Source organism: Microbacterium schleiferi (assembly GCF_038150145.1).
Taxonomy (GTDB): domain Bacteria; phylum Actinomycetota; class Actinomycetes; order Actinomycetales; family Microbacteriaceae; genus Microbacterium; species Microbacterium schleiferi_B.
In genome coordinates, this window is sequence record NZ_JBBWSA010000003.1 from 105,980 (window position 1) to 119,137 (window position 13,158).

Genomic DNA, 13,158 nt, shown 5'->3' on the forward strand with positions numbered 1-13,158 from the left:
CCCTTGGTCGAATGAGGTCAGGCGGGGGTGAGGCTCTGGGTACGGCCCGGCTTGCTGCGCACGTGCCGGCCCAGGTGACGTCGGAGCGCTGCGCGAGAGGTGAGCACGAGAACGATCAGTGTGATGGCGTAGGGGAAGGTCTGGTACAGCTCGCTCGGAAGCTGGATCGCGGTCGACTGCGCCAGCAGCGAGAAGCTCTGCAGGAAGCCGAACAGCAGCGCCCCGATCGCGATGCCGACGGGAGTCATCCTCCCCATGATCACGATTGCCAGCACGATGTAGCCCCGGCCTGCGGTGATGTCGGGGCTGAACGCGCCGATCGAGCCGAGGGTGATGACACTGCCCGCGAGCCCCGCGAGCGCCCCGCCGATCAGCAGCGTCTGGGCTCCGATCTGCCGCGGGCGGACACCCCGAAGCGCCGCCGAGGTCGGGTCGGCGCCGACGGCGCGCACCTGCAGGCCGAAGCGCGTGAAGCGGAACACCGCCCAGGCGGCGATCGCGAGCACGAGGGCACCGTAGACGAGGGGACTCTGCCCGAACAGGGCAGGCCCGATGAGCGGGATGTCGGTGAGGATGCCGAGATCGAGCTTGGGTGCCGTCGGTACTGAGACGTTGGTCTGACCGGCGGGCACCCACAGTTGATAGAGATAGGTGGACAGCCCGAGGCCGAGCATCGTGATCGCAAGCCCCACGACGATCTCGTTGGCGCCGAGTCGGTATACGACGAGGTTCATGAGGGCGGCCAGGACGAGTCCGGTGAGCATCGCTGCGACAAGGCCGGCGACGAGCCCCGCGAAGCTCGCGACGAATACGGCGACGAACGCGCCGAGGATCATCATCCCCTCGATGCCGAGGTTCAGCCGGCCCGCGCGCTCGACGAACCCCTCGCCGAGCCCGGCGATGACCAGCGGCGTCGCGAGCACGATCGCGCCGGCGAGGATGGAGGCCCACAGCTCGATGCTCATGATCGCTCCTCCGTCCCTGCCGACACCGACGCAGCCGTCGGGGTGGGTTCACCGTCGGGAGCGACTGATGCGACATCCGTCAACGGGGGCGCCGCGGCGGGCCTGGCCGCCCCCGACCGGGCCGTGACACCGGCGACCGCGGCGACCCCGAGCAGCAGGACCCCCTTGATGACGTCGGCGATCGAGGAGGGCACGGTGCCCGTCGCCGATTGGATGCCGAGTGCTCCCGCGGTCAGCGCCGAGAAGAAGAGAGCAGCGAGCAGGATGCCGCCGGGCAGGAGCGCTCCGAGAAGGGCGACAGCGAGGCCGGAGAACCCGACGCCTCCCGAGACCGAGTTGAAGAGGCGCTCATTCACGCCGGCAACCTGCAGCCACCCCACCACGCCAGCTCCGGCGCCGGAGACGAGCATCGTGCCGTAGAGAGTCCGCGCGCGGGTCGTTCCCAGCCGGAGGGCCAGGCGTGGACGCTCGGCGAACACGCCGATGCGGGTTGCCTGCGAGGTGCGCCGCCACCACTCGAACAGCACGGCGACCACGATGATCAGCAGCACGCCGATGTGCGCGCGCGTGCCGGGAATCAGATCGGGCAGGGCGGATGCCTCGGGCAGCTGGGGGCTCTGCGGGGTAGCTGTGTTCTCATCACTTGCGAGCCATGTGCGAAGCGTCCAGCCGAGAAAGCCCGCAGCGATGTAGTTGAGCAGGAGGGTCGACAAGATGATGTTCACGTGCCAGCGCTCGGCGAGCCACGCCGGCAGCAGCGCGAACGCGGCACCGCCGAGGGCGCCCGAGACCATGCCGATGACCCAGTACACCGGGGCGGGAACCCCCTCGCCGAACAGGCCGGCTGTGCCGAGGGTCGCGGCGGTTGCGAAGATCGCGCCGAAGATCACCTGGCCCTCGGCTCCAACGGAGAACACGCCGGCGCGCAGCGCGGGGATGAGCGTCAGCGCGACGATCGCGATCGGCACCGCCCCGACGAGCAACTCACCGACGCGATAGGGGGAACTCGAGACCCCGGCGATCAGGCCCTGCAGGCCGGTTAGTGGGTCGGCGCCGGCGAGGAGGATGAGCACTGTCGCGACGACCAGGACGGCGACGACGACGCTTCCCGCGAGCATCCACCCGCGCACCCTGCCGCTCATGTGTGCGCCTCATCGTGGGGGGGATGCGTGTGACCGCACGCGCCGGCGGGGCCGGGGAGAAGCACATCGACAAACGATTGCGTCGCGGCGTCGATCAGACCCCGCTCGGTCAGCCCGAGGTCGGGCACGACGTAGAGGCCGACGAACGACAGGATGATGTAGGGCGACGGGATGCGGCATCCCAGCGCCGCCGTCGCGGCGTGACCTTCCGCGAGGGCTGCGGCGGTCTGCTGCCAGGGCTCGGCGCTCATCATTCCGCCGACGGGAAGCGGAACCCGCCCGACGACCTCGCCGTCAGCGACAGTGACGAAACCGCCACCCATTCGCCCGAGCTCTTCGACGGCCATGAGCATTGACGCATCGTCTGCGCCAACCACCGCGATATTCATGTTGGGGCAGTTCATGGTGATCGCCACAGCCCCGCGAGTCAGGCCGAAGCCGCGCACGAATCCGATGCCGGTCTCGGCAGTCCCATGGTGACGGTCGACGACGGCGATCTTTAAGACATCGGTCTCGGCGTCCGAGACCACGCGCCCGTCGACGACCTCGAGGCTCGCTTCGAACTCCCGTTTGAAGTAGCCGTTGTACATCTCCATCGCCCGCACGCTCACCCGCTGCGCGCCCTCGGGAGCAGCCAGCGCGAAGATGTCAGCCGGGAGCTCGGCCGGCAGGTGCACCGTGTCCAGGGTCCACGCCGGAATGTCGTCGGTGTTGGTGAACAGCGGGGCGCCGTCGTGCCCCTGCAGTTGGCCGGCGACGATGACGTGCGAGGGGCGGACCTCGGCGAGATCCGGGATGATCTGCACGTCGGCCAGGCGCGAGGGGGCGAGGATGCCGAGCACCTGGTCGAGGCGGTAGTAATGGGCCGGCTGCGTCGTCGCCATTCGGTAGGCCAGCTGCGGATCCACACCGAAGCGGATGGCCTGACGGATGTGGTGATCGATGTGACCCTCTGCCGACAGATCGAGCGCGTGTTTGTCGTCGGCGCAGAAGCACAGGCTCCGAAGTGCCGGTGCGATGGCTTCGAGGTCGGCGAACAGCGGCAGCGTGTTGTCGGCGAGGGACGAAGCCATGATCGTGATCATCGCCCCGAGTCGCGTGCGCTCGAGCACCTCATCAACGGTGGACGCGTTGTGGTCATCGCTGATGCCGGCGGCGAGGTATCCCCAGAGCGACTCGTGCGTTTGAGCGGCGGTGTGGCCCGTCATCCGGCGTCGCGCCGCCAGCGCCTCGCGGAACCTTCCGGTCGAGCGCTCGCTGTAGTCGAACGGGTTCGTCTCGCCGAGGGTCGCGGTCACGTCATCCCACAGGCGTGCGCGTACCGTCTCCTCGGGGATGACGGCACCGCCGAGCTCGAGGTGTGGGGCGCCCGGCGTGGTCGGTGAGACCTGTTGGAAGATGTGCAGCGGCGTGCGGGTGGACAGCATGAAATCCATCCCGTCAGCCCCCCAGACGTTTGCGGCGCCGTTGGGATCGACGAGGACTGTTGTCGTGCCGCGCGGGACGGACAGGCGCGCGAGTTCGCCGGGGGTGAGGTTCGTGTACTCGATGTGCAGGTGCGCGTCGATGAAGCCCGGAACCACGTAGCTGCCGGATGCATCGATCTCGCGGTGCGCCTCGGGCATGTGGCCCCAGGGGGTGAGTGTGGCGATGTGTCGTCCGCTGATCACGACATCCCGCTCGAGCCACTCCTCGGTGCCCGGCGACTGCACCAGGCCACCGCGGATGATGAGGTCAGGGGTGTCGTTCCCCGACGCGACGGCGCGCAGGCGCACCAGTTCCTCGGTCGTGGGGACCAGACTGCTCAGCTCGGTCACGGGAGATCCTCAGTGGTAGGAGTGGTGGTGGTGGGGGATCCGGCAGGTGTCAGGCCCGCCATCGCCGCCCCGACCTTGTCGGTCGTGACCTCAGCGATCGGCCACTCGGCGGCGACGCGTCCCGAGAACATGACGAGGATGCGGTCCGCGAGCTGCATCAGCTCCTCGAGATCGTGCGATGCGACAAGAACTGCGGCGCCCGATTCGGCGGCAGCGACCAGCCGCTCCCGGATCGCCTGCGCTGCGCGCAGGTCCAAGCCCTGCGTCGGACCGTAGGCGAGCACGACCCGCGGGGACCCCGTGCCGAGCTCCCGCGAGACCAGGAGCTTCTGCTGGTTCCCGCCCGAGAGACCGCCGGCGGCGAGGGTGGGGTTCGCCGGGCGCACGTCGAAGTCCTGGAGTGTCGCTGCTGCATCGCGACGTTCTTTCGGGCGCCGGGATGCCGAGCCCACGGCGTTGTCGTAGAGCGAGAGGGTGTCTCCGAGGCTGAGGCTCGGCACAAGCCCGTCGCTGCGCTCCTCGGGGATCCAGGCGACGCCGCGTTCGAGCAGGTCCACGGCCCGCGGCCGGTCGAGGTCGTCGATCCGCACTGTCCCCTCGCGGGGGACAGTCAACCCCGCGAGGACATCCATGAGCGTGTTCTGGCCGCTCCCGGCCACCCCGGCAACCCCGACGATCTCGCCTGCGCGTACCTGGAGGCTGACGGCCTCGAGGTCGGCATCCGTGTCGGAGACCGCGGTGACGTCCCGGAGTTCGATGACGGTGTCCCCCGGGGTTCGCGGTGCTCGCTCGGCAGGAGGCGGTAGCTCGCCGACCATGAGGCGCGCGACGCGGTCTGGGCTGAGCTCCTCGGCGGGACCGTGGTGCACGAGGCGACCGTGGGAGAGTACCGAAACGTCGTCGGCGACGGCCCCGACCTCCTCGAGGCGGTGCGTGATGAGCACGATTGCCGTGCCGCCCTCGCACAGCGAGCGGAGGTGGTCGAACAGGCCGCCGACTTCGCGGGGGCCAAGGCTTGCCGTCGGTTCGTCGAGGATCAGGGTCGTCGCGCCCTCAGCCAGAGCGACGACGATCTCGCCGAGCTGGCGGTGCGCCTGCGTCAGGGTGCGCGTGGGAACGGTGAGATCGACATCGACCTCGGCGCGCTCGAGCGTGCGCGAAAGAAGGGTGTGGGCAGCGCGACGCCGCAGGAGGCGGTCGGGGCTCACGAGCAGGAAGTTCTCGAGCAGCGAGAGTTCGCCGACGAGGCTCAGCTGCTGCGGAACCATGTTCACGCCACGCGCCTTGGCCTCGGCGCGGTCCCGGGGAGCGTATGCGGCCCCTCCGATGGTCATCGTGCCGGCATCCGGGTCCTGAATACCCGCGAGGATCTTGGCGAGCGTGGACTTGCCCGCGCCGTTCTCGCCGACCAGGGCGTGCACCGTGCCGGGGCGTACGAGGATGTCCACGCCGTCAAGGGCGCGGGTGGTGCCGAAGGTCTTCGAGACCGACCGAGCCTCCAGGGCCCGGTCGGTCTCGAGTGCGGAGGTGATGGTCAAGAGATCGTGATGCTTCCGTCGGTGAGGCCTGCGATCAGCTCCTCGACCTTGGTCGCGACATCGGCGGGAATCGTGCCGTCGACGTCGTTGATCTCCTGGTAGGCGATACCGCCGTTCTGGAGCGTGGAGACCACGCTCTTGCCGCCGAAGTCACCGGCAGCGACCTCTTCGACCCACGCCTTCACGATGGGGTACATGTCGAGATCGACCGTGGACACGTTCACCGAGAGTGCCTCTTCGCCGGCAGCGGGCGAAACGCCGACGGTCGGGACGCCCGCGTCGGCTGCCGCAGCCCCGACACCGGCGGCGATCCCGTCGCCGGTCGTGTAGACAAGCTGGGCGCCCTGACCGATGAGGCCGGTGGTGGCGGATGCCGCCGCCTCGGCGTCGTCGAAGCTTCCGGCGTAGACGACCGGGAGCAACTCCGCAGCCGGGTTTGCTGCGGTCACACCCTGCTGGAAGAAGGCGTCAGTCGCCACGACGAAGTCGAGTTCCATGCTCTCGACGCGTCCGATCGGCGAGAGCTGCGTGAGCCCGGCGATGTAGCCCGACAGGTAGCCGACCTGCGCGACGTCGTACGTCCAGGTCTCGACGTTGTCGGTGTACTTCTCGAGGATGTCGGCACCGCCCGATGCCGTGAACGAGACGTCCGGGAAGTCCTCGGCGACCGAGAAGATCGCGTCGCCGAGTTCGATGCCGTGGCCGATGATGAGGTCTACGCCCTGGCTGGCGAAGTCGGCGATCACGGGCTCGCTCTCGGCCGGGTCGGCCATCTGCTCGCGCAGCTCGTACGTGATCAGACCCTCCTCCTCGAGTTGTGCGAGGGCGTCGGCGAGCGCCTGGTTGAAGGCGCCGTCGTTCGCATTGCCGGGGGTGAGGGCTCCGACGGTGATGACCTCGGAGGCGGGCTGGTCGGATGCTGCCGGCTCGGTGGAGCCCGAGCATCCGGCGAGAACGATCGCGGCTGTCGCGGCGGTTGCGAGGAACGCAAGGGAACGGGAGATACGCATGCTGTGTCCTTTCGGGAGGGTCAGGGAAGTGGTGGTGCAGGGGTGGTGATGCGGAATCCGTCGGCGAGGGTGGCGCCGACGAACGCGTGGGAATCGGGGGACCATTGCCCGAGGACAGCGCCGGAGGCGATGTCAAAGCAGGGGTGAAGGGAGACGACGGACGGCGCGGGGTACAGGGCGGCGTCGTCGATGCAGACGACATCCGTGCCGTGCAGATCGCGCACGACGCCGGATGCCGGGAGCGTGCCTGCATGCTCCGCAGCCACGACGAGCGCGGTCGTGAGGAAGCCGCGAAGAGCGGTGTCGTGCTCACACTGGGCGTCGGTCTTCGTGCACCCTTCGACCCAGCGAACAGTGCCGTCATCCACCGACACGGTGCTGGTCTGGGTCCCGAGCGCAACGTCGCCTTGCGAGAGAACCTCGATCGTGAGCGTGAAGTCGTCACCGGACCGCGCGAACGAAATGCGCTCGGTGTACAGCGGTTCCGCCTTCGTGCCGACGACCGCGAACTGGTCGGGCCAGTCGGCCACGATCGGTGCGAGCGGCGTGGTGCCGTCGGCAGCATGCGCGCTCGCCGCCCACGCCAGGGCGAGCGCTGTTGACGCGACAAGGGCCGCGGAAGCGATCGTCACCGGGGGGCGAAGTGGGCTCATGATGTCGGCGCCGCCACGTGCGTATCGAGCTCGAGGAAAAGGTCGCGTTTGAGGTCGTCGGATGCGAAAGATGCCTCGATCGAGCGGCGGGCGAAGCCCGCAAGGTCGGCTTCGGTGAAACCGAACTGCGCGGCAGCCACGGCCCAGTCGGCCTCGAGGGTCGTGCCGAGCGGCACCGGGTCGTCTGTGTTCAGCGTGACACGGACACCGGCATCCAGGAGCCGCGGCAGTGGATGCGAGACCCAATCGGGATAGATGCCCAGCGACACGTTCGAGCGCGGGCACACGCCCAGGCTGATCTCGTCGCGCACCAGTCGCTCGATGAGGGCGGGGTCTTCGATCGAGCGCACCCCGTGGTCGATGCGCTCTGCCTGCAGCAGATCGATCGCATCCCAGACCCCCGCCGGGCCGCTCGACTCTCCGGCATGGACGGTGCGGCGAAGGCCCGCAACGGCGGCGCGGGAGAATGCCGCCTGAAACTTCTCGCCGGTGCGACCCGTGACCTTTTCGTCGCCGTCCACGGAGAGTGCCACCACGCGCTCGGGTCGGCGGTAGGTGAGCGCGGCCACGATGTCCTCGGCTTCACGGGCTGTTTGGCTGCGCAGCAGGGAGTACGCGATGCCGGTTTCGCAGAGGCCGTCCTGGGCTGCCTCGTCGAATCCTTCCGACAGGGCGGCGAGCAGATCGAGCTCGCGCCCGCGCCAGGCGTTCCAGTGAGTCGGATTGACGATGACATCCGAGTAGCGGATTCCCGACGCAGTCTGCCGGGCAGCGAACGCGTACGCCACGCGCGCAGCCTGTTCCGGCGTGCGGACGAGGCCGCACTGCCAGTCGAGGAAGCGCAGGAAGCCGGTCAGACCCGCAGACCCGGCGCCCGTGCCGCCGCCCGTGGTCACGCTCGGCGCGGAGAAGTCGTCGTGGGTGGAGATGTCGAAGATCGTCCGGGCCGGCCCGGGGAGCGTGACGCCGCTCTCTTTCGCCAACACGAGCATGTCGTGCAGCGAGAACGTCCCCTCGAGGTGGATGTGCACCTCAGCTTTCGGGAGCGCGCGAATGGCCTGCTCGTCAATGCGGGGGGCGGCAGGAACGGGGGTCGGCATGAGGGTGCGGTGCCTTTCGGGTCGGCTGTCAGAACGCTATCCGCTGGGTGGTACTTGTTGACAAGTTGACCCGTAACCTTTCGACACCTGTAACAGCGTCGTAATCGACGCGCTAAATTACGGCTTGTTACGACGTAGACTCGGGCCGACCTCATCGACTTGTTCACAAGGGAGCTTCTCCGTGTCTGATCTGACCGACCTCGACCTCGCGCATCTTCGGGCATCCATCGATATCGCCGCCCAGACGCGTGAGGCCGGCGCCCACCCCTTCGGAGCACTCGTGGTCGATGCGTCAGGTGCGGTCGTTGCCACGGCGGGAAACAACTCCCTGCCACCGGCCGGTGACCCGACCCAACACGCTGAGCTGCGGGCCGTCGCCGCGGCTGCCCGGGCGCTCGGCATCGAGGGCATGAAGGGATCGACTCTCTACACCAGTGCGGAACCCTGCGTCATGTGCTCGGGGGCCGCCTATTGGGCAGGGATCGACCGGGTCGTCTATGCACTCTCGGAGTATCGACTTCTCGGTCTCACCGGTGACCACCCCGAGAACCCGACGTTCTCGCTGCCGTGCCGTGAGGTGTTCGCCCGAGGACAGCGCGCGATTGAGGTCTCAGGGCCGCACATCGAAGATGAGGCCTCCGTCGTGCACGAGGGCTTCTGGCTCTAGCGGGCGACGAGCTTACAGCGCGCTCCACGGCGGGCGGACGGTGCGCACGAGCGAGTAGGACACGATCCCGGGGTCGTGGTACTCGACGCTGTGCAGGATGCGGCGCGCGCTCGCGCCGATGCCGATGACCTCCAGCGTCATGACCGGGGTGCCCTCGGGCTTCTCGAACAGCTCGGCGAGTTCGCCCGACAGCGTCGCCACCCCGGGCGTCGTGACTTCCCACACGACAGGCTCTCCCCATACCCGCGCCGCGAAGGTGAACACCGACTCGCTCGGGTCGAACTCCGGGGGTAGCTCACCCGGAATCGGCACCGTGTCGTCGGCGATCATCGCGACGGCGCCATCCGCGCGCCACCGCTTGCGAACGGCGAGTCGAGTCGTGTCTGCGGGCCGCTCCATCACGGCACCGATCTCAGCGCCGAGCGACAGCGTGCGGGACTCGAGGACCTCCACCTCGGCGTGATAGCCCAGGCGGTCGAGAAGCTCGGTGTGTTCGAACTGCTCCTCGAGGCGGACGCTCAGCCGCAGCGCGATGGGATCGACCGTGGTCACGGTCCCCTGTCGACGACGCACGATTCCCTGCGCCTCGAGCTGTGCCATGGCGTTGCGCAGTTGCTGGCGGCTGCACTCCAGCCGCGCCGTCAGTTCCAGTTCGCCGGGCAAGGGTGCCCCGAGCGCGGCAGCCTCGCGCACATAACGCAGCAGCCCGTGCTGGACACGCATCGTGTCCGCGTCGCCACCCGGGCGCGGCAGCGGGAGGTAGGTGGTCACGGGGTCTCCTCACACAGGCGCGGTGGCAGTGGGGCTGACCCACACGCTATCGGTCGGCCATGTCATGGGCGCTCACCGAAGCCCAAGACTTCGCAGAGTGCGCTCGATCGCGGCCAGCGACTGCGTGACGACATGCGCGATGATCTGTTCGCCCTTCGCGGCGGTCGCCGCGCGAGGGTCGCCGAACACTCCTGTCTCACCAAGTGGCGCCAACGCCTGGGGCCGCTGTCCGAAGTCGGGCGGCAGTTCTGGATATTCAGCGACGAACCGCTCGGGGTGCACGGTGGCGGGAGAGATGGCGAGCATCATCGACGTCTCGAGCTCGTCGGCGTGGCACAGGCCCGGGGCTGCCCAGGGGCTCTCTTTGACCTGATCGCCGATGTCGACAAGCCCGGGATAGTCGAGCACCAGGACCGGCATCCGTTCGCCTGCCTCCGCCCGCTTCTCGGCGGCGAGCTGGAGGGGCAGGCGGTTGCCGTAGTCCCCGTTCACCACGACCAAGAGGGCAAAGCCTGCCGCATCCAGCGACGCCGCAATATCGCCGCAGATCGCCGCCACAGTGTCGACCGAGAGTGACACGGTGCCGGGGAAGGCGGCGTTTCCCCACGTGTTTCCGTACTCGATGCTCGGGAGGAGCACGGCATCCAGGCCCGAGGCGATTCCGCGGGCGATCGCCTCTGCTTGGCGGGTATCGGTATCCAGAGGCAGATGCGGGCCGTGCTGCTCCAGAGCTCCGAACGGCAAGACGGCGAGGGGAGGACCCGAAGCCAAGACATCGCGCATGTCGGTCCATGTCGACGAGCTGAGTTCGATCACAGAGTCTCCGCGGGGTCGGGGCGAGCGTGTCGCCGCTGAGTCGGATGCGCGTTCCTGGCCCAACGGTAGCGGGCTGCGTGGCCGTCAGTCATCGAACAGTCCCGGCGGCCTCTCGATCGAATCGAAGTATGCGGTGCGTCGCGCGAAGAGGCCCGGGATGCGGCCGCGCGCATCGTCGATGATGCGAGACAGGTCACCCGAACGCAGGTCACCGTCCTCGACGAGTACGTGACCTGCCACCATCGTCAGCGAGACATCCGACCCGCGCACCGCGTGAACGAGGTTGTGGTGGATGTTGGCGTAGGCGCCGGCAGGAAGCAGGGGCGTCATCCGCGGCGTGTGCGAACGCACGGCGATGAGGTCTGCCTGTTTGCCCGGCTCGAGGGAACCGAGCCGATCCGCCTGCCCGATCGCGCGGGCGCCCTCGATCGTGGCCATCCGCAGCACCTGCCAGGAATCCATGGCCGCGGCATCCATCTTTCGTAGCTTGCCCAGCAGGGACGCGACCTTCATCTCCTCGAACATGTCGAGGTTGTTGTTCTCTTTCTCACCATCGGTGCCGAGGGCAACCGCGACGCCGGCCTCGATGAGCTCAGCGATAGGGGCCATGCCGCTGGCAAGCTTCATATTGCTCACGGGGTTGTGCGAGATGCTCACGCCACGATCTGCCATCAGGGTGATCTCGTCGGCATCCAGCCATACCGCGTGGGCGATCATGGTCCGCGGCGTATCGAAGAATCCCAGCTTCTCCAGTGCGTGCATCGGCCGCATGCCCATGCGCTCGTGGAAGATCTGGACGTCCCATTCGGACTCGCTGCAGTGGGTGTAGATCCCGGTGTCGAAGTCCTTTGCCATCGCGATCGCGCGCTGCTGGCCCGCCTCGTCGGCGTAGAACGGATGCTCTAGTCCGACCCACGGCATGATGCGCCCGCCTGCCGCGCCGGTCCACTCCCGGAGGACCCGTTCGTTGTCGTCGAGCGTGTCGAAGTAGTCGTAGTCGGGGTGCTCGCCCACGTAGTTGACGGTGACGAGCCGGTTGCCGAGTTCGGTGGCAACTGCCGCGGCGCGATCCATGTACCGCCACATGTCGACGACAGTCGTCGTGCCCGACAGCAACCCTTCTGCGTAGCAGAGTCGGGCTGCGGCCTCGGCGTCGTCTGGCTCGAGCACGCGGTGCATCGGGTCGATGTGCAGCCGCAGCCACTCCCAGACGGGGAGGTGTTCGGCGGTGCCGCGCAGGAGGCCGGAGTGGTGGTGGCCGTTGATGAGCCCCGGGAGTAGGACATGGTCGGCCAGGTGTCGCTCGGATGCACCGGGGAATCGCGCGCGCAGGGTCGCGATGTCATCGACCGCGACGATCGTGTCGCCGTCGATCGCGACTCCCGCATCCACGAGGACCTCGGTTTCGCGCGTCATCGGCACGACGATGTCGGCCGTGATGAGCTGGATCCCCGCGCTCATGCCACGACCGCCGGCAGGGCGCCCGCCTGTACGCGCCCCCGCGCGACGACCGCGCGAATCCGCGCCGTGTCGAGCTCGGCGATGTCCTCCCACGGGCGCCCCTCCAGCACGATGAAGTCGGCTGCCATACCTTCGCGGATCGTGCCGACGAGCCCCCCCAGGTTGATCGAGTCTGCAGCATCGCTCGTTGCTGCCTGCAGCGCGCGCTCGGCATCCCAGCCGAACAACTCCGCCATGAGACGAACCTCCTCCATCTGGTCGCCGAAGAGGGTGAACACCCCGTTCGCATCGGTGCCGAGGACGAACCGTACCCCCGCACGCCCGGCGTCACGCAGGCGGGTGCCGCGCACCCGCGCCATCTCGGCCGATTTCTCCCGAGCATCGTCGGGGATCCCCTCGGCGCCCGATTCGAGGCGTTCGTGGATCAGGAGCGTCGGGCCGACCGGGATGTTCCGCTCCGCCAGCACGCGCATCTGGTCGGGCGTCATCCCGGTGCCGTGCTCGATGGAATCGACCCCGGCAGCCAGCGCCCGATCGATGCCCTCCGCGGTGTGGCTGTGCGCTGCGACGAGCATGCCGAGGGCATGCGCTTCGTCGACGGTGGCGGCAAGCTCGGCATCCGTATGGTTGCGCCACGTGACTTTGTCGCCCATCGAGAGGATGCCTCCCGACGTGTAGATCTTGATCGACTCTGCCCCTGCTCGGGCCCAGGTGCGCACGAGCTTGCGGCACTCGTCGGGGCTGTCGGCCGTCGCGGGCCGGTACGGGTAGTTGGGCGGCGTGAACAGGTCGCCGTGCCCCGCGGTCATCCCCACGGGGCCTGCGCCGTAGAGGCGGGGGCCCTCGACAATGCCGGCGTCAAGGGCTCGGGAGACGGCGAAGTGGCAGGACTCCGAGGCGAGGTCGCGGAGGGTCGTGACGCCGCCCTGTACCGCGCGCTGCGCGTGAGCGAGGATGTGGAGCGAGCGCTCCTCGGGCGGGGTGATGAGTGCCCACGAGCGATCGGGCTTGCCCGAGATCGCGTTGGTATCCAGGTGCACGTGGGTGTCGACAAGCCCCGGGATCACACTGAGACCCGATACAGGCGTTCCTGCAGCAGTGGGGGTGACCGCTGTGATGGTGCCGGACTCCCAGGTGAGATCGACGCGCCCGAGGGCACGATGGCCGTCCCAGACGTCGACGCCGAAGATCGTGGTGCCTGTCATGGTGTCTTCCTCT

At 68.4% G+C, this 13,158-nt stretch carries 12 protein-coding genes; 1 reads left to right on the forward strand and 11 read right to left on the reverse strand.

All coding sequences use genetic code 11. The features are described 5' to 3' along the window. Positions 1-17 precede the first annotated feature (17 nt). From AADH62_RS04030 to add, 7 genes are read right to left on the reverse strand one after another with little or no spacing between them, the layout of a single operon-like run. Positions 18-965, reverse strand: a complete 948-nt coding sequence (locus AADH62_RS04030; protein ID WP_292713127.1) for an ABC transporter permease — start codon at positions 963-965, stop codon at positions 18-20. After that, positions 962-2,107, reverse strand: coding sequence for an ABC transporter permease (locus AADH62_RS04035; RefSeq protein WP_331790826.1), 1,146 nt, complete (start codon positions 2,105-2,107; stop codon positions 962-964). The genes AADH62_RS04030 and AADH62_RS04035 overlap by 4 nt, the downstream gene beginning before the upstream one ends. Further along, positions 2,104-3,924 carry an adenine deaminase C-terminal domain-containing protein gene (locus tag AADH62_RS04040; protein ID WP_341578373.1) on the reverse strand — a complete coding sequence of 607 codons (1,821 nt, stop codon included), beginning with the start codon at positions 3,922-3,924 and terminating at the stop codon, positions 2,104-2,106. Before AADH62_RS04040 ends, AADH62_RS04035 begins: the two co-directional genes overlap by 4 nt. After that, positions 3,921-5,462, reverse strand: coding sequence for an ABC transporter ATP-binding protein (locus AADH62_RS04045; RefSeq protein ID WP_341578374.1), 1,542 nt, complete (start codon positions 5,460-5,462; stop codon positions 3,921-3,923). Before AADH62_RS04045 ends, AADH62_RS04040 begins: the two co-directional genes overlap by 4 nt. Continuing rightward, the gene (locus AADH62_RS04050) at positions 5,459-6,472 is read right to left on the reverse strand and encodes a BMP family lipoprotein (RefSeq protein WP_341578375.1); all 1,014 of its coding nucleotides are present in this window, start codon (positions 6,470-6,472) and stop codon (positions 5,459-5,461) included. Before AADH62_RS04050 ends, AADH62_RS04045 begins: the two co-directional genes overlap by 4 nt. 20 nt (positions 6,473-6,492) lie before the next feature. Continuing rightward, entirely contained in the window at positions 6,493-7,104 is a 612-nt protein-coding gene (locus AADH62_RS04055; protein WP_341578376.1) for a hypothetical protein, read from the reverse strand. A 17-nt stretch (positions 7,105-7,121) separates the two neighbouring features. Further along, the gene (add, locus tag AADH62_RS04060; protein ID WP_341578377.1) at positions 7,122-8,225 is read right to left on the reverse strand and encodes an adenosine deaminase; all 1,104 of its coding nucleotides are present in this window, start codon (positions 8,223-8,225) and stop codon (positions 7,122-7,124) included. 181 nt (positions 8,226-8,406) lie between these two features. Here add and AADH62_RS04065 point away from each other — a divergent pair, with 181 nt between their 5' ends. Continuing rightward, positions 8,407-8,892, forward strand: a complete 486-nt coding sequence (locus tag AADH62_RS04065) for a nucleoside deaminase (protein WP_292713141.1) — start codon at positions 8,407-8,409, stop codon at positions 8,890-8,892. Between the two features lie 12 nt (positions 8,893-8,904). On the opposite strand, the gene AADH62_RS04070 is transcribed toward AADH62_RS04065, so the two are convergent. The 4 genes from AADH62_RS04070 to AADH62_RS04085 form a co-directional block, all read right to left on the reverse strand. Then, positions 8,905-9,663, reverse strand: coding sequence for a GntR family transcriptional regulator (locus tag AADH62_RS04070; RefSeq protein ID WP_331790820.1), 759 nt, complete (start codon positions 9,661-9,663; stop codon positions 8,905-8,907). Positions 9,664-9,735: 72 nt separating this feature from the next. Next, the gene (locus AADH62_RS04075) at positions 9,736-10,479 is read right to left on the reverse strand and encodes a creatininase family protein (RefSeq protein WP_341578378.1); all 744 of its coding nucleotides are present in this window, start codon (positions 10,477-10,479) and stop codon (positions 9,736-9,738) included. 84 nt (positions 10,480-10,563) lie between these two features. After that, positions 10,564-11,940, reverse strand: coding sequence for an amidohydrolase (locus AADH62_RS04080; protein WP_341578379.1), 1,377 nt, complete (start codon positions 11,938-11,940; stop codon positions 10,564-10,566). Then, entirely contained in the window at positions 11,937-13,145 is a 1,209-nt protein-coding gene (locus tag AADH62_RS04085) for an amidohydrolase family protein (protein WP_341578380.1), read from the reverse strand. The genes AADH62_RS04080 and AADH62_RS04085 overlap by 4 nt, the downstream gene beginning before the upstream one ends. Positions 13,146-13,158: the final 13 nt, after the last annotated feature.

What these genes read in the sequence shown, in the direction of transcription:
- AADH62_RS04030 (WP_292713127.1), bottom strand. Translation starts at nt 965, where the DNA reads ATGAGCATCGAGCTGTGGGCCTCCATCCTCGCCGGCGCGATCGTGCTC.
- AADH62_RS04035 (WP_331790826.1), bottom strand. Translation starts at nt 2,107, where the DNA reads ATGAGCGGCAGGGTGCGCGGGTGGATGCTCGCGGGAAGCGTCGTCGTC.
- AADH62_RS04050 (WP_341578375.1), bottom strand. Translation starts at nt 6,472, where the DNA reads ATGCGTATCTCCCGTTCCCTTGCGTTCCTCGCAACCGCCGCGACAGCC.
- add (WP_341578377.1), bottom strand. Translation starts at nt 8,225, where the DNA reads ATGCCGACCCCCGTTCCTGCCGCCCCCCGCATTGACGAGCAGGCCATT.
- AADH62_RS04080 (WP_341578379.1), bottom strand. Translation starts at nt 11,940, where the DNA reads ATGAGCGCGGGGATCCAGCTCATCACGGCCGACATCGTCGTGCCGATG.
- AADH62_RS04085 (WP_341578380.1), bottom strand. Translation starts at nt 13,145, where the DNA reads ATGACAGGCACCACGATCTTCGGCGTCGACGTCTGGGACGGCCATCGT.